Raw genomic sequence first — 15,938 nt, forward strand, 5'->3', positions numbered from 1 at the left:
CGAAGCTGGGGCCGCCTCCCGGAGCCGTCATGACCAACCCGCTCATCATCGCCAAAGGATCCCAGGACCTGGAGATCCTCCCCCGCATGGCCAACCGCCACGGGCTCATCGCCGGGGCTACGGGCACCGGCAAGACCGTGAGCCTGCGCGTGATGGCCGAGCGGTTCAGCGCCATCGGCGTGCCGGTCTTCATGGCAGACGTGAAGGGCGATATTTCGGGCATGGCCAAGGCTGGGTCCGAAAATCCGAAGATTTCCGAGCGCCTGCAGACCCTGGGTTCCCCGGACTTCGCCTTCCAGGACTGTCCCGTCACCTTCTGGGATCTCTTCGGCCAGGCCGGGCATCCCGTGCGCACCACCATCAGCGACATGGGGCCCCTGCTGCTGTCGCGGATGCTGAATCTGAACGACACCCAGGAAGGCGTGCTGTCCATGGCCTTCAGGATCGCCGACGACAATGGGCTGCTGCTGCTGGACCTCAAGGACCTGCGCTCGATGCTGCAATATGTCGGGGACCACGCCGCGGATTTCAGAACCCAGTACGGAAATGTCAGCGCCGCCAGCATCGGCGCCATCCAGCGGGGCCTGCTGGAACTTGAGAACCAAGGCGGGGCGCACTTCTTCGGCGAACCGGCGCTGGACCTGGACGACCTGATGCAGACCGGCCCCAACGGCCGCGGCATGGTGAACATCCTTGTGGCGGACAAGCTCATCACATCGCCGAAACTCTATGCCACGTTCCTGCTCTGGATGCTGTCGGAACTCTTCGAACGCATGCCGGAAGTGGGCGATCCCGAAAAACCGAAGCTCGTCTTCTTCTTCGACGAAGCGCATTTGCTTTTTGAAGATGCGCCGGACGCGCTGCTCGCCAAGATCGAACAGGTGGTGCGCCTTATCCGCTCCAAGGGCGTGGGCGTCTACTTCTGCAGCCAGAATCCCCTCGACATCCCCGACAAGGTGCTGGGGCAGTTGGGGCACCGGGTGCAACATGCGCTGCGCGCCTTTACGCCGCGCGACCAGAAAGCCGTGAAGGCCGCCGCCACGACCTTCCGCACCAATCCGGACGTGGACGTTGAAACGGCCATCACGCAGCTGGGCGTGGGTGAGGCTTTGGTGAGTTTCCTGGATGAAAAAGGCACCCCTGGCATCGTGCAGCGGGCGTTGATTTATCCGCCCCAAAGCCAATTGCCGCCCCTCGACGACAGCGAGCGCAAGGGTGTCATCGCCCAAAGCTTGGTGGCGGGGCATTACGAGAAGGAAGTGGACCGCGCAAGCGCCTTCGAGATGCTGAAGGCCCGCGCCGAACAGCAGGCCCAAGCGGAACAGCAGGCACAGAAGCAGGCCGCCGAGGCCAAGGCTGAATCCGCGGGAAGCAGCCGCATGGGCTTCGCCGAATCCTTCGGCAAAAGCGTTGTCCGCGCCGCCGGCAGCCAGATCGGCCGCTCGCTGATCCGCGGCGTCATGGGTTCCCTTTTTGGCGGCGGCGGCAGCCGGAAGAAGAGCCTCTGGTGATGTCTGCGCTTCAGAAACAATGAATTACGCGGAGGCTAGCGGAGAAACACCAGAGGGAAGCTAGCCTCTGGAATAGCCTTTCTACCCCGTCACGCCGCCTGCATGTGTTTCAACGCTTCCAGATCCGCGAGCAGTTCTTCGGGGTCGCTGCACTGGTTCAGTTTCTGGCGGAAGGCCACGCCGCCGGGGATGCCTTTGGTGAACCAGGAGCCGATCTTCTTGATCTTGTGCAGGGCTTCGCGGGGCTCGAGCAGTTCAAGAAGGATGCGGAAGAAGCGCAGCGTGGCGTCCACGCGCATCTCTGTGGTGACCTTGTATTCCGGGTCGAGCACTTCGCGGAAGATGAAGGGGTTATAGAGCGCGCCGCGGCCGATCATCACGGCGGCGCAGCCGGTTTCGCGGTCCATGCGGAAGGCGTCCTGGGGCGTGATCACATCGCCATTGCCGATGATGGGATAGCGCACGCCCGCATCCACGGCCCTGGCGATGATGCTCCAGTCTGCGTGGCCTTCGTATTGCTGGGCCCGGGTGCGGGGATGGATGGCCAGGGCCTCGATGCCCGCCGCTTCGAACATGTGTAGGAAATCCAGGAATTCCCCGCGCTCTTTCTGGGAAGCATCCCAGCCCGCGCGCATCTTCACCGTGACGGGGATCTTCACAGCCTTCACCATGGCCGATACACAGGACTCGGCGAGCCTGACATCCCGCAGCAAGGCCGAGCCCGCGCCGCCTTTCGTCACGTTGCTGGCGGGGCAGCCCATGTTGAGATCCACCAGGTCGGCGCCGGCCTCCTCGCAGAGGCGCGCGGTCTCGGCCAGCACCGAGGGCGTGCCGCCGGAAAGCTGCATGGAGTAGGGATGTTCGCCCGTGTTGGCCATCATCTTCTCGGCCTTGCGGGCGGACCGGACGAGCGCCTCGCTGGAGATCATCTCGCTCACCACCAGCCCCACGCCGCCGATCTCCTTGATGAATTTGCGGAAGGGCTGGTCGGTGATTTCGTGCAGCGGCGCCATGACCAGCCGGGGACTGATCTCCAGATCGCGGATGAAGAATGAGCCGTGGGGAAAGGACAAGGCGGTGGTCGCTCCAACGCTACAGAATACGAGCTATCCGCGGGAATCCCAGCCCAAGTTCCAGGCTCACCCCTTCTTCCGCTTGAAGAGGTTGCTGAAGAACTTCTTCACCTTGCCCGGTTCCTCGGCCTTGCCTTTGGGAGTCGTCCGGGCCGCGCTGGGTTTCTGGAGGCGGATGGGATCGGGCAGGGGAACATCACTACGGAGTTGGGCCGTCCATGGAACGAACCCGGTTTTCTCGACCTTGAGGGCATGGGTCCCGCCGCCAGGAATTTCAAGGTTTTCCAAGGGTGTCTGGCCTTTGAGATGGCCATCCAGGAAGACCTGGGCGCCAGGCGGCTCAGTGCGGACCCGGACATGGTAGGGCGCGGCCTCCAGCTTCAGGACCAAAGCCTTTTCGGCCGGCCCCAATTCATGGTCCAAGGCCACATGGCCCTTCTTTTCCAGGCGCAGCCTTCGGGTCCCCGCGGCGATGCGCAGGTTGCGGAGCGGCGTCTCTCCGTACGCCTTGCCATCCACCAGCACCAGGGCGCCGGGCGGATCGGACTCCACGCTGATGATCCTTGGGGCCCGGGCCAGCCAGGCCCATGCGCCGGCCACAAGCAGAACCGCGGCCGCCGCCCCCAGCCCGACCCAGCGGCGGCGCGCCAGGCGGTCCTCCTCCGCTTCGATGACCGGCAATGGCAGCTGCGAGGAGGCCATGGGCGCCGCGGGTTGCAGCCTGGCCCGCGTCCTGGTTTCTTCGTCCACGGGAAGCGCCTCGACGAGGTCGGCCATGAAGGCCGCCAGGTCCGGGTGGCGGTTCAGCGGCTCCTTGTCGAAGGCCCGCTGGAACACGCTCTTCAAACCCGGCGCCATGCCCTCCGGATACCGCGGCGCTTCGTGAGCGATGAGGAACAGGGTGGCGCTGATGGTATCGCCCGCGAAGGGGGCGGCTCCCACGATGCATTCAAAGGCGGTGACGGCGAAGGCCCATCGGTCCGTGGCCGCGGAGGCGCGCTGCCCCGCCAGCAGCTCCGGCGCCGCGTAGGCCGGCGTTCCGAGGTAGACCGCGGTGGCCGTGACGCTGGGATCGTCGTCCCGCGCGATGCCGAAATCCATGAGCTTGAGCCTTCCGTCGGGCGTGATGATCAGGTTGTCCGGTTTCACGTCGCGGTGCACGATGTCGGCGCGGTGGGCGGCCTCCAGCGCGCTGCGGAGCTGCCCGAGGATCGGAATGGCCTCCTCGGGCGCCAGGGGCCCGCGCTGCAGCCGTTCTCGGAGGCTTTCGCCCTCCACGCGCTCCATGGCGATGAAGGGGCCGATGCCCGGCTCGTCGCCCACATCGAACACCGTGACGATGTTCGGATGGTTCAGCCGGGCCGAGATCTCCGCTTCCCGCTGGAAACGCCGCAGGCCATCCCGGCGGGAAAGGGCCGCACCCTGGACGACCTTGATGGCGACTCCCCGTTTCAAGCGCGGATCTTCCGCAAGGTAGACCACGCCCATGGCGCCTTCACCGAGGGTGCCCAGCACCCGGTAGCGGCCGATCGTCGTGGGATCCAGGCTCATGGGCGCGCCCTGCCCGGCGAAGGCCTGGACCGGATCCTCAAGGCATCAGACCTTCAGCCGATTCACACGGCGGGCGGATTCTAGGACGGAAAGCCTCAGGAGTATTTTCAGCCGCTGCCGGAGGTCCGCGGCGTCGGGATTCTTGCCCAGGAATTCCGAAGCGCCGCATGGGGCCTCGTTCAACTCGGCTTTCAGATCCGCATCGGAGACGAGCATGAGGATGGGCACATGCGCAGTGGCTTCGGCGCTGCGGATCCGCCGGGAGACTTCCACCGCGTCGCCGTCATTCGGATCATGTTCCAGGATGAGAAGATCCGGCAGGAGATCCGATTCGAGGGCTTCTGAAAGCGGCGCCAGGCCTTCGAAACCTTTGGGCATGAAGCCTTCCCGCTCGAGCTGGGTGGTGATCCGCAGGCGCAGGGATTGATTGGTGGCGGCCACCAGCACCAACGGCTTGAACGAGGAATCCTTGCTCAAGGGCACATCGGCCGGGGCGGCGCCGCCCAGTTCCCTTTCGAGGCTCCGGATCAGCAACAGGGTGGAGAGCCTCGCCTGCAGTTCGATGACCGAGGGCGGTTTGCGCAGGAACCCCGTGGCCCCCGCGGCATAGCTGCGTTCCTTCGCATCGCGTCCCAGGGCCGTGAGGAGCACCACCGGCACTCCCTTCATTTCCGCAAGCCTGTTCATCCAGATGCAGGCTTCGAACCCGTCCATGCCTGGCATCACCACATCCATGAGCACCAGGTCGGGCTTCTGGTCCGGGATCATTTTCACGGCTTCTTCGCCATTCTTGGCGGTCACTACATCGCAGCCCAGGGTCCGCACCTGGGCTTCGAAGAGCCGGCGCATGAACGAATCGTCATCCACCAACAGCACCTTGCATGATGCAAGATCATGTCCAAAGCCGAGGATGATCCCCATGGGCTGAGCCCCTTCCAGATCGTGAATTGTCATTTTAACGCGGTCCTAGGCGCCAGCGACCACGATGCGGTTCCTGCCCTGGAATTTGGCCTCCAGCAGGGCCTGGTCCGTCAACTGGAGCAGGGCGTCAGGATCCGCGCCAACATTGGTCTTGCCCGGAAAACCGGAAAGACCGCCGCTGAAGGAGACCATCAGGGGCTCGTTTTCCGAAATGGCCTCCAAGCCCCGGTAGTGGTGCGATGAGAACAATTCGCGGATGGCGTCCAGGCGTTCCATGGCCGAATGCTCATCCGTGTCCAGCAGGATCGCGCCGAACTCGTCGCCGCCCAGGCGGCCCAGGATGTCCGTTTCCCGGAGCTGCTGCTGCAGGTGGCGGGTCAGGCTCCGGATGATCCGGTCGCCCACGGGATGCCCGTAGGTGTCATTGACGGATTTGAACTCATCGATATCGATGATGGCGAGGGCGAGTTTTCCCTGGCGCCTCGCGGCGCGCGAGAGTTCCAGTTTGAGCTGGTACTTGAAATTTCCATGGTTCAGAAGCCCGGTGAGGCTATCCCGGTTCATGTTGGCCCGGAGCAGCCGCGCGCGGGTCACCCTCGCCGCCAGCGAAGCTACCAGATGCTCCGCGGAGATCGGCTTCTCCAGGAAGTCGTCGCCGCCCATGGAGAGCCCGTTCATCTGCCGGTCGAGATCGGTTTCCGAGGAGAGGAAGACGATGGGAATGCCCATGAAGGCATCCTGCTGGCGGATGACCGTGGCCAGTTCGAGCCCCGAGCAGCCAGGCATGTAGAGGTCCATGAGGACAAGGTCCGGCCGTTCCGTGAGCAAGGGCTCCATGACCTGCAGCGGGTTGCCGACCACGGTGACCTGCATGCCGGCCCGGCGCAGGATGCGGGCGTAGTGGGTGGACTCCGTCGCGGAATCCTCGATCATGAGGATGCGGTAGGCCTCGGGCCCCCGATAGCCCACCAGCACTTCCAGGCGGGCGATGAGCAGCGGCATCTCCAAGGGCTTGGTGAAATACCCGAGTCCTCCGGCCCGGACGGCCTCCAGCCGCGCGCTCAGGTCGTCCCGGACGGATATGAACAGGGTCGGCGGCAGCGCCATGCCCTTGGCGATGAGGCCCGCAAGGAAGGCCGGGCCCGCGAGTTCCCCTTCCGGATGGATGATGTCCATGACCAGCGCGGCCGGCATCTCCTGTTCCAGGGAGGCGGGCACATCGGACAGGCACCGGCAGAGTTTCACCCGGTAGCCGAAGCCTTCGAGCTGCAGCAGCAACTCCCCCGAAAAGAATTCATCGTCGTCCACCAGCAGCACCAGGGGGCCCTGGCCGGAGGCGCCGGCGGCATCAAGGGTCGGAAAGTCCAGGTATTCCGGCCGCGGCGGGAAGACCTGCAAGGCCCGCGAGGCCGCTTCCCTGAGGTTCTCCACCGCGCCTTGCAATTTGCCCACCGGGGCCTTGTCAGCGAGGGCCTCCTCAAGCGTCCGGGCGCACTCCGATAGATCCTTGAACCCGAAAGTGCCGGAATTCCCCACGAGGCTATGGGCGATGCGGTGCAGCACCTGGAAATCCGCTTCACCCGATCCGCCGCGGCCGCCCCCGCCCTCCTGGACCTTGGCCCAGGTGGATTCGATCTCCGCCATTTTTTCCGGAATGGCCTTGGCGAACCCATCCCTCAAGCGATGGAGTTGGACTTGAAGATCGCGGTGAGCATCTTCTTTCACGTGGTCCTCGTGTTTTGGGCCTGTATTGTTCCCTTGGATCATACGCGGTGACGGAGCAGCCTGCCACCGGAGGGAGGCATTAATCCGAGAAGCATCCGGAGATTCCATGAAATTTAGATGCGGGGATCCACATCGCCCGTACCCGAGCCCTGTTCGCAAAGCCCAGGATCCAGGCGCATGGCGCCGCAACAGAAGCCCTTGGCCAAGGTATTTTTTGCCCGATACGGAAGCAGGAAAGTCGGCCTGTTTGTGACAATCATCAACACCAGGAATCCGGCTGATTCAACGCGGAAGAATCCTTGGGATCCGGTCGTGGATGTCCATGAACTCCGGCGGCGAGGGCTCCGTGACCACGTAGAGCGGTGTCGCCGGGGCCTTCCGCAACTTCAAGCATGCGATGCCCTGGCCTGATTCCAGGTCGAACCAGTGGCTCTTCCCCCTGTGGTCCTTCTCCATCCATCGGACCGGGAAGACCAACAGCGGTTCCGGATCCCAACGGGTCCAGTACGTTTTGGCAAGGCTCTCCGCCCTGGCCCATCCACCTTCCGGCCAGTCGCCCGATTCCTCCTTGCGCCTTCCCCACGGCAGCCAGAGATCCATTTCCTCGTCCACCTGCAACGCGGCCTTGGGGTTGGGAAAGGTGACACGAATGAATTCAGGCTCGGATGGAAACAATCCGTGCGCGGCGGCGTTGCCCTTGCGGGTCCTGAATTCAAGCCCGCCGCACATGACGATCTCCTTTCCGGCCCTTACCCTTCCTTCAGCCAGCGGGCGGCCTGCCGGGCGAAGTAGGTGAAGATCATGTCGGCGCCCGCCCTCCGGATCCCCAGCAGGCTCTCCAGCACCGTGCGGCGCTCGTCCAGCCAGCCGTTGAGGGCCGCCGCCTTGAGCATCGCGTACTCGCCGCTCACCTGGTACGCCGCGACCGGAAGCGCAGTGGATTCCCGCACCACCCGCAGCACGTCCAGGAAGGGCAAGGCCGGTTTCACCATGACGATGTCGGCGCCCTCGTCTTCGTCCAAAGCCAGCTCCCGCAAGGCTTCGCGGACATTGGCGGGATCCATCTGGTAGGTCTTCTTGTCGCCGAATTTCGGCGAGGAACCAACGCGTCGCGGAAGGGATTGTAGAAGCTGGACGCGTACTTCACGCAGTAGGAAAGGATGCTCACATCCGTGAAGCCCTTGGAATCGAGGCCGCCCCGGATGGCGCCGATACGGCCGTCCATCATGTCGCTGGGGCTGATGACATCGGCTCCGGCTTCGGCGTGGCAGAGGGCCTGCATGATGAGGATCTCCACAGTCTCGTCGTTGAGGATCTTGCCGTCCTTCACCAGGCCGTCGTGGCCATCGCTGTTGTAGGGATCCAGGGCCACGTCGGTGATGACCAGGGCTTCGGGGAATTCCTGCTTGATGGAGCGGACGACCCGGGGCACCAGGCCCGATGGGTTGTAGGCCTCGCGCCCGTCGGAGGTCTTCTGGGCCTCGGGAATGGCCGGGAACAGATCGAATCCCGTGACGCCTTCCTTCAACGCGCCTTCCACTTCGCGGAGCACCCCGTCGGGGCTGAGGCGGAAGCAGCCGGGCATGGAGCCGATGGCCTGGTTTTCCGCTCCCTCGTGAAGGAACAGCGGCAGCACGAAATGTTCGGGGCCGAGATGGGTCTCCCGCGCGAAACCGCGGATGGCGGCGCTCTTGCGGTTGCGGCGTGGACGCTGGGGAAGATTCAAGGACATGGAGGACTCCGAACAAAGGCCATAGTCTGTTGGCTGTGGGCTGTGGGCCAAAGCAGCTCTTGCCTACAGCCTACCGCCTACAGCCCACAGCCCACAGCCTACAGCCGCATGTCACACTGGTTCCATGGACGGGAAACGCTTCACTGTGGCCATCACCGGCGCATCGGGCGCGGCCTTCGGCGTCGCGGTGCTGCGCCGCCTGGCCGCCAACGTAAATGTGACCGAAGTCGCACTGCTCCTGTCCCCGACGGGCCGGCGCTGCCTGGCGGACGAGACCGGGCTTGCGGTGAAGGACCTCTGCGCCCTCAGCCCCAAAATCACCCATCACGATGAGCGGAACCTCGGCGCTGCGATCTCCTCGGGCAGCTACCGCCAGGATGGAATGGCCCTTGTCCCCTGCAGCGCCGGAGCCCTGGGGCGCATCGCTTCGGGCATCAGCGAGAGCCTCGTGAGCCGCGCGGCGGACGTCTGCTTGAAGGAGCGGAATCCACTGGTGCTCTGCCTGCGGGAGACTCCGCTGAACCGGATCCATCTGGAGAACATGCTGAGGGCCCACGATGCCGGCGCCATCGTCATGCCCATCATGCCCGGCTACTATACGAAGCCTTCGGGGCTGGAGGACCTCTTCGACGCCTTCGCCACCCGCGTCCTGGACCAGCTCGGGTTGCCGGAGCCGGATTCCCGGCGATGGACAGGGTGACCGCTCCTTGACCAGCCCGCCGATCACAGCGCCGCTGCCCTGCGTGGCCCCCTGGTGGGCGCGGAGCGCGCATGCCCAGACCATCCTGGGCGACCAGTTGCCGTCGCCCGTCCCCCGGACGCCTGGCGAACCCATCCGGGTGGGACTTGAGGACGGCGATGCATTGGCAGGCCGGACCTGGGCTGGGGCCACCGACACGGTGGTGCTGCTCTTCCATGGCCTCGGCGGCTCCCATGACGCCACCTACATGAACCGGGCGGTGGTTCTCTCGCAAGCGCGGGGGCATTCCATCTGGGCCATGAACCACCGGGGCTGCGGCGAGGGCCGGAGCCTGGCCAAGGGCACCTACCACAGCGGCCGGGCCGATGACATCGGCGCCGTCGTCAAGGCGGCCCGGCAGGCCCATCCGGGAAAGCGCATCGCCGCCATCGGGTTTTCGCTGAGCGGGAACGCGCTGCTCCTGAATCTCGGTGAGGGCATCGGCGTTTTCGAAAAGCCCGATGTGGCCATCGCGGTGAACCCGCCCATCGACCTCGCCCGCTGCGCCGTGAGGCTCAAGACGGGCTTCAACCGGATCTACGACCTCCGCTTCGTGATCCGCTGCCGCCGCTCCGTGCGGGAAAGGGTCGAAGATGGGCTCATCCAGGACATCTACCGCATCCCGCGCTTCTGCACGCTCACGGATTTCGATGAATTCTACACGGCTCCGGCCAGCGGCTTCCGGAACCGGGAACACTATTACGAGCGCTGCTCGGCGGGACCGCACCTCGCCAATATCCGGAAGCCCACGGTGATCCTCATGGCCGAGGACGACCCTTTCGTGGCGGTGGAATCCTTCCAGGAATTCGAGCTGTCCGGCTCAGTCCATCTCCACATCGAAACCACGGGCGGGCACATGGGCTACCTCTCGAAGGGCGATCCCTCCAAACGCTGGCTGGATATGGCTCTCGGCCACTACCTGGATGCGCTGCTCGAACGGGTGGCTGAGGTACCTGTTTGAAGCTCAAGTTGAAAGAGTCGAGAGTCAAGAGTTGAGAGTTGAGAGCGGAACCACTCATCGCCTAACTCTTGACTCTAAACTCTTGACTCTCGACTCTTGACCCCTGACTCACGCCCTCCCAGTGGTGGCAATCATCCAATGGCGCCACACTACAAACCATGAGCGCCTTCGGCTTCGACACGCCCCGCCCCGCCCAGCTCCGGCGCTTCGGCTTCGTTTTCTACACCGCGGGTCTTAGGATGCAGAAGGCTCTAGCGGAATACGTGGCCGACCCCGGGAATCCCGACCAACTGGTGATGCTTTCACACAATCCGGTGTTCACCCTGGGCCGGAACGCATCGGCGGCGGACATCCACGTCAGCGCGGAATTCTGCGCGCAGCAGGGCGTGGAGATCCAGCAGACGGACCGCGGGGCGAGGTCACCTACCACGGTCCTGGCCAGATCGTGGTCTATCCCATCTGCAATCTTTCCGGAGGACGCCAGGATGTGGGCCGCCTGGTCCGGGGCCTGGAAGAAGCCATGATACGCACCGCGGCCGATTTCGGCGTGGCGGCGGACCGGCTGAAAGGCGCGCCGGGCATCTGGGTGGACACCTCCAGATTCCGGAAAGGCGGCGGCCTTGAAAAGCTCGGCGCCGTGGGCCTCCACCTGCGCCGCTGGATCGCCACCCATGGCATCGCCTTCAACGTGGAGCCGGACCTCGGGCACTTCAGTTGGATCACGCCCTGCGGCTTCACCGATAAAGGCGTCTGTTCGCTCCGTACTTTGCTGGGACCTGCCGCGCCGGATGCCGAAACCGCCGCCGACCACCTCCAAAAGCACCTATGCGAATGCCTGGGCCTGGCCATCCAGCCTTCCAACCCTTCCAGCCAGAGTGTCAGCGCCCTCACCTGGAGGCGCGGCCCCGGCGGCCCTGAGATCCTGATGATGCTGCGGGTGCCTTCCCACGGACTTTGGTGGCAGAGCGTCACCGGCATGATGGAACCCGGCGAGACCTGCGAGGAAACCGCCCACCGGGAGCTGAAAGAGGAGACCGGGCTCACTGGGACCCTGGCTCCGCTGCCCCTGAAGCACAGTTTCTGGGTGGATTCGAGCATCATCCACTTCCCGGATCCCGAGCCCCGCTTCAATACCGAGACCTGCTTCCACATGGAAGTGCCATACAGCTCGCCCGTCCTGCTAGCGCCCGATGAGCACAGTGAGTTCAAATGGTGCGGGATCAGCGAGGCCCAAGGCTTGATGAGGTGGGAGGGTTCCAAAGCCGCGCTGCGGCTGCTGGAAAAGGAATTGAACGGACGATGAGACCGGGCCGGCGCTGTTGCGTCGCTTCGAGCCTTGAATCGTGACCCTCGTGGCGGCTCCCGCCCATCGGTCCCGGTGGAACAGGAGGTTTTGCCTGCATCTCGATTTACCCTGAGATTGTAGCGAGGAGCCGCCATGTTTCCCATCTTCACCGAAGACCAGCTCGCCATCCGGGACGCCGCGCGGGAGTTCGCGCTCCACGAGATCGAGCCCGGCGCCATGGCCCGGGACCACGCTTCGGAATTCCCGGCCGCCATCATCAAGCAATTGGGCGAGATGGGCTTCATGGGCATGAGCATCCCCGAAGCCTACGGCGGCGCGGGCGTGGATTACTTGAGCTACATCCTGGCCCTGGAGGAGATCGCCCGCGTGGACGCATCGGTGGCCGTCACCATGAGCGTGAACAATTCCGTGGCCTGCGCGCCCATCCTGAATTTCGGCACCGAGGCGCAGAAACAGAAGTATCTGAAACCGCTCGCGTCCGGTGAAGTCCTCGGTGGCTTCATGCTCACCGAGCCCAACGCGGGCAGCGACGCGGCAGCCCTGAGGACCAAAGGCACGAAGGTGGAGGGCGGCTGGAAGCTGAACGGCGCCAAGGCCTGGATCACCAATGGCAGCGTCGGGAAATATTTCATCGCCATGGCCATCACCCATCCGGAAAAAGGGAAGAAAGGCATCAGCGCCTTCGTGCTCGATGCAGAGCAGCCGGGCGTCTTCATGGCCAAACCCGAAGAAAAGATGGGCCTGCGTTCCTCGAAGACCGTGATGGTGGCGCTGGAAGATGCGTTCGTCGCAGACAGCGATCTGCTGGGGGAATACGGCGAGGGACTGAAAGTCGCGTTGAACGGCCTCGACGGCGGACGCATCGGCATCGCGGCCCAAGCCCTGGGCATCGCCCAGCGGGCCCTGGACGAGTCCATCGCCTATGCGAAGACCCGCTACACCTTCGGCAAGCCCATCGGCGAGCACCAGGCCATCCAGACCTACCTGGCCGAGATGGAGGCCCGCGTCCAGGCTTCGCGGTTGCTGGTCTACAAGGCCGCGTCCCTGAAGAACGATGGCCTGCCCTGCACGCTGGAGGCCGCCACCGCCAAGCTCTTCGCCACCGAAAACGCTACTTGGGTCTGCGACCGGGCGGTGCAGATCTTCGGCGGCTACGGCTACAGCCGCGAGTATGTGGTCGAGCGCCTGTACCGCGATGTCCGCGTGACCACCATCTATGAAGGCACCTCCGAGATCCAGCGCATGGTGGTGGCCAGGCAGCTGCTGAAGTAACTCCCCAAGGCAGAATGACCCCAGCGCCCCTCGGTGCAAGGGAGGGTGCCCGGGCCGGAGGCCCATCTTGCCGCCTGGAGGAGGTCAAGCGGGTTGAAACAAAAAATATTTTTAAATCATGGTTGACAAAGTAAACAATGTTTACAAAATGAACCTTGTTGAACTTGGAGGCCCCATGGGACCCATCGACCGCCGGGAACGGGAAAAGGAAAAACTGAAAAAGGAGATCCTCGACGCGGCGCGCTACCTGTTCGCCCGGGACGGCTACGATTCCGTCACCATGCGGGCCATCGCCGAGCGCATCGAGTACAGCCCCCGCACCATCTACCTGCATTTCAAGGACAAGGAAGACCTTGTTCGGGAGCTTTGCCAGCACGACTACAGCGAGTTCGGGAAGGGCTTCGCCAAATTGGCCGCCGAGAAGGATCCCGTCCAGCGCCTGAAGGGGCTGGGCCTGGCCTACGCGCGGTTCGCCGAGGATTTCCCCAACCACTACCGCCTCATGTTCATGTCCGATTCGCCCGACTACGAAGGCAAGGGCGAGGAGGAGTGGAAGGGCAATCCCGAGATGGACGCCTACGCCTTCCTGCTCGGGACCGCGGCGGAGGCCATCGCCACGGGCCGCCTCCGTCCGGTTTACAAGGATGCGGAACTGCTGGCCCAGACCGTGTGGGCGGGCATCCATGGCGTGCTCGCCCTCCACTTCTCCAAGTGCAACGACCCCTGGGTGAAGTGGCGCCCCTTGAAGAAGCGGGTGAGGACCATGGTGGACCTGCAGGTGGACGGCCTGCTCGCGGAGCCGGCCGCGGCCAGGAGCCGCGCCGCCAAAAAGAGGTCCTGACATGGTGGACCTGGCCCTGAAGATCCTCCTGCACGACAAGCTGCGCTTCACCATCACCGTGGCCGGCGTCGCCTTCGCCGTGGCCCTGGTGTTGTCCCAGGTGGGCCTTTTCTTCGGCCTGCTGAGCAATGCCACGCTCACCATCCGCAACGCCAGCGCGGACTTGTGGGTGACCTCCCGCAACACGCCCAACGTGGATTTCGCCCACGAGTTCCCGGAGACCTACGTGAACCGCGTTCGGTCGGTTCCCGGTGTCGCCAGGGCCGACAACCTTATCGTCACCTTCATGAACATCTCGCTGCCCAACGGCGCCGAGGAGGGCGGCATCTTCTACGCGCTGGAAGACTTCGGCGCCTGGAACTTGCCCTGGAGCCTGAAAGAAGGCGATATCCAGGACCTCCGCCGCGGGGAATTCATCTTCATGGACGAAAGCTCCAAGCGCCGGCTGGGCGACTTCGCCACCGGCGACTTCCGGGAGGTGCAGCACCGCCGGCTCCGCATCGCGGGCCAGTCCCGGGATGCGAAATCCTTCACCACCACCCCGGTCTCTTTCATCGATTTCAGGCGGGCCCAGGAGATGAATCCCGATCTGCTGAAGGGCAACACCAGCTACATCCTGGTGAAGCTGGCGCCCGGGGCCGATGTGGCGGCGGTGAAGACCGAGATCCGGCGGCGCCTGCCCTTCAACGACGTGTACACCTCCAATGAATGGGCCTCCAAATCCGAGGCCTACTGGATCAAGAACACGGGCATCGGCCTCAACGCCTTCCTGGCTGTGTTCTTGGGCGTCCTGGTGGGCGTGGTGGTGGTGGCCCAGACGCTCTACACCTCCACCATGGAACACATCAAGGAATTCGGCACCGTGAAGGCCATCGGCGGCAGCAACGCCGACATCTACCGCATCCTGGCCCGCCAGGCCACCATCGCCGCGGTGCTGGGCTTTGTCCTCGGCCTCGGACTGGCTTTCGCCCAGAAGCCCGGCATCGAAGCCATGGCGCTGAAACTCATCATGCCTGCCTCCACCATCGCCATCGTGGCAGTCGGCACCCTCCTGCTCTGCCTCGCCTCCGCCATGGTCAGCTTCCGCAAGGTGGCCAACGTGGACCCAGGCCTTGTCTTCCGGAGTTGAGGAAGACGGCCGCGTTCTCCGGCCCCTCCTCCCTTGCCCCGGCTCCCCCTTCCCCATCTGGATTTCCGATGATCTCCGCCCTGTTGGCGCTCTTCTTCCTGTCCGCCTCTGCGATCCACGTCTACTGGGCCGCCGGGGGGCGCTCCGGCACCGGGGCGGTGCTCCCAGAAGTGGACGGGAAACCGCTGCGCACGCCTTCCGCCGGCACCACTGGCCTGGTCGCCTTCCTGTTCGCGGCCGTGGCGGCGCTGGTCCTGGGCCACGCTGGACTATTCCCCCTTCCCCTTCCACCACCCTGGCCCGGCCGCCTGCTCAAAGGGATCGCCGCCATATTCGCTCTCCGGGCGGTGGGGGAATTCAACTACCTGGGATTCTTCAAGCGGGTCCGCGGCTCCCGCTTCGCCAGGCTCGACACCCTGCTCTATTCGCCGCTCTGCGCGGCGGTCGCCTGCGGTCTGTGGGCGATCTCCCGTTCCTGAACCCGAAGGAGGCAAGCCATGACAGTCTTAAAAGGAACCGATCTCGCCAAGACCTTCCACGATGGCAGCGTGGAAACGCAGGTGCTTCGGGGGGTGTCCCTCGAACTCCAGGCGGGCGAGGTGGTCTCCCTGGAGGGGCCTTCCGGATCCGGAAAGACGACCCTGCTTCAGATCCTGGGCTGCATCCTTTCACCCAGCGCCGGAACCCTCCACATCCACCAGCACCAAGTGGACGCCGATTCGAAGCGGCTGGCGGCTGTGCGGCGCCGCAACATCGGCTTCGTATTCCAGCAGTACAACCTGTTCCCCGCCCTGAGCGCGCTGGAGAATGTGCAGTACGCCATCAATCTGAAAGGCGTGAAAGGTCCCGCTGCGAAACACGAGGCCGCCGCGCTGCTTGATTCGGTGGGCCTGTCGGACCGCGCCGGGTATCTCCCCCGCGACCTTTCGGGCGGCCAGAAGCAGCGCGTGGCCATCGCCCGGGCCATGGCCTGCAAGCCCAGCGTGCTCCTGGCGGATGAGCCCACCGCCAACCTCGACAGCGCCGTGGGCGCCCAGATCCTCGACCTGTTCAGGGACCTGGCCAAACGCGAGAACCGCGCCCTCCTCATCGTCACCCACGATCCCAAGGTCCGCGACATCGCGGACCGCGTGCTCCAGATCCACGACGGCCTCCTGCATCCCTGAAAGGAAACATC

General features: G+C 64.4%; 15 protein-coding genes and 1 pseudogene. 10 read left to right on the forward strand and 6 right to left on the reverse strand.

Going from position 1 to position 15,938, the window contains the following annotated elements:
* Window positions 1-29: 29 nt before the first annotated feature.
* Window positions 30-1,511, forward strand: coding sequence for a DUF853 family protein (locus IPQ13_03025; protein MBL0209878.1), 1,482 nt, complete (start codon window positions 30-32; stop codon window positions 1,509-1,511).
* Window positions 1,512-1,600: 89 nt separating this feature from the next.
* On the opposite strand, the gene dusB is transcribed toward IPQ13_03025, so the two are convergent.
* The 6 genes and pseudogenes from dusB to hemB all read right to left on the reverse strand — a co-directional run bounded on the left by dusB (window position 1,601) and on the right by hemB (window position 8,513).
* Complete coding sequence (gene dusB / locus IPQ13_03030; protein ID MBL0209879.1) at window positions 1,601-2,584, reverse strand: tRNA dihydrouridine synthase DusB; 984 nt, start codon at window positions 2,582-2,584, stop codon at window positions 1,601-1,603.
* A gap of 66 nt (window positions 2,585-2,650) precedes the next feature.
* On the reverse strand, window positions 2,651-4,135 hold the full coding sequence (locus IPQ13_03035; protein MBL0209880.1) for a serine/threonine protein kinase: 1,485 nt from the start codon (window positions 4,133-4,135) through the stop codon (window positions 2,651-2,653).
* A 45-nt stretch (window positions 4,136-4,180) separates the two neighbouring features.
* Window positions 4,181-5,089, reverse strand: coding sequence for a response regulator (locus IPQ13_03040; GenBank protein ID MBL0209881.1), 909 nt, complete (start codon window positions 5,087-5,089; stop codon window positions 4,181-4,183).
* 12 nt (window positions 5,090-5,101) lie between these two features.
* On the reverse strand, window positions 5,102-6,781 hold the full coding sequence (locus tag IPQ13_03045) for a diguanylate cyclase (GenBank protein ID MBL0209882.1): 1,680 nt from the start codon (window positions 6,779-6,781) through the stop codon (window positions 5,102-5,104).
* Between the two features lie 282 nt (window positions 6,782-7,063).
* Window positions 7,064-7,510, reverse strand: a complete 447-nt coding sequence (locus IPQ13_03050; GenBank protein MBL0209883.1) for a hypothetical protein — start codon at window positions 7,508-7,510, stop codon at window positions 7,064-7,066.
* A 20-nt stretch (window positions 7,511-7,530) separates the two neighbouring features.
* A pseudogene (gene hemB, locus IPQ13_03055) lies at window positions 7,531-8,513 on the reverse strand (porphobilinogen synthase).
* Window positions 8,514-8,637: 124 nt separating this feature from the next.
* Between hemB and IPQ13_03060 the strand changes: the two are divergent.
* The 9 genes from IPQ13_03060 (at window position 8,638) to IPQ13_03100 (ending at window position 15,927) form a co-directional block, all read left to right on the forward strand.
* Window positions 8,638-9,213: a UbiX family flavin prenyltransferase gene (locus IPQ13_03060; protein MBL0209884.1), complete on the forward strand. Its 576-nt coding sequence runs from the start codon at window positions 8,638-8,640 to the stop codon at window positions 9,211-9,213.
* A 7-nt stretch (window positions 9,214-9,220) separates the two neighbouring features.
* A complete protein-coding gene (locus IPQ13_03065; protein MBL0209885.1) occupies window positions 9,221-10,213 on the forward strand; it encodes an alpha/beta fold hydrolase in 993 nt (330 codons plus the stop codon).
* Between the two features lie 158 nt (window positions 10,214-10,371).
* Window positions 10,372-10,737, forward strand: a complete 366-nt coding sequence (locus IPQ13_03070) for a hypothetical protein (GenBank protein MBL0209886.1) — start codon at window positions 10,372-10,374, stop codon at window positions 10,735-10,737.
* Complete coding sequence (locus IPQ13_03075) at window positions 10,659-11,516, forward strand: NUDIX domain-containing protein (GenBank protein MBL0209887.1); 858 nt, start codon at window positions 10,659-10,661, stop codon at window positions 11,514-11,516. Before IPQ13_03070 ends, IPQ13_03075 begins: the two co-directional genes overlap by 79 nt.
* 135 nt (window positions 11,517-11,651) lie before the next feature.
* Window positions 11,652-12,791 carry an acyl-CoA dehydrogenase family protein gene (locus IPQ13_03080; GenBank protein ID MBL0209888.1) on the forward strand — a complete coding sequence of 380 codons (1,140 nt, stop codon included), beginning with the start codon at window positions 11,652-11,654 and terminating at the stop codon, window positions 12,789-12,791.
* A gap of 175 nt (window positions 12,792-12,966) precedes the next feature.
* Window positions 12,967-13,632, forward strand: coding sequence for a helix-turn-helix transcriptional regulator (locus IPQ13_03085; protein MBL0209889.1), 666 nt, complete (start codon window positions 12,967-12,969; stop codon window positions 13,630-13,632).
* A 1-nt stretch (window position 13,633) separates the two neighbouring features.
* Window positions 13,634-14,761 carry an ABC transporter permease gene (locus IPQ13_03090; protein MBL0209890.1) on the forward strand — a complete coding sequence of 376 codons (1,128 nt, stop codon included), beginning with the start codon at window positions 13,634-13,636 and terminating at the stop codon, window positions 14,759-14,761.
* A gap of 68 nt (window positions 14,762-14,829) precedes the next feature.
* Entirely contained in the window at window positions 14,830-15,240 is a 411-nt protein-coding gene (locus IPQ13_03095) for a DUF3995 domain-containing protein (GenBank protein MBL0209891.1), read from the forward strand.
* 18 nt (window positions 15,241-15,258) lie between these two features.
* Window positions 15,259-15,927, forward strand: coding sequence for an ABC transporter ATP-binding protein (locus tag IPQ13_03100; GenBank protein MBL0209892.1), 669 nt, complete (start codon window positions 15,259-15,261; stop codon window positions 15,925-15,927).
* The last annotated feature ends 11 nt before the right edge of the window (window positions 15,928-15,938 follow it).

Source organism: Holophagaceae bacterium (genome assembly GCA_016720465.1).
In the GTDB taxonomy this organism is placed as follows: Bacteria; Acidobacteriota; Holophagae; order Holophagales; family Holophagaceae; genus JANXPB01.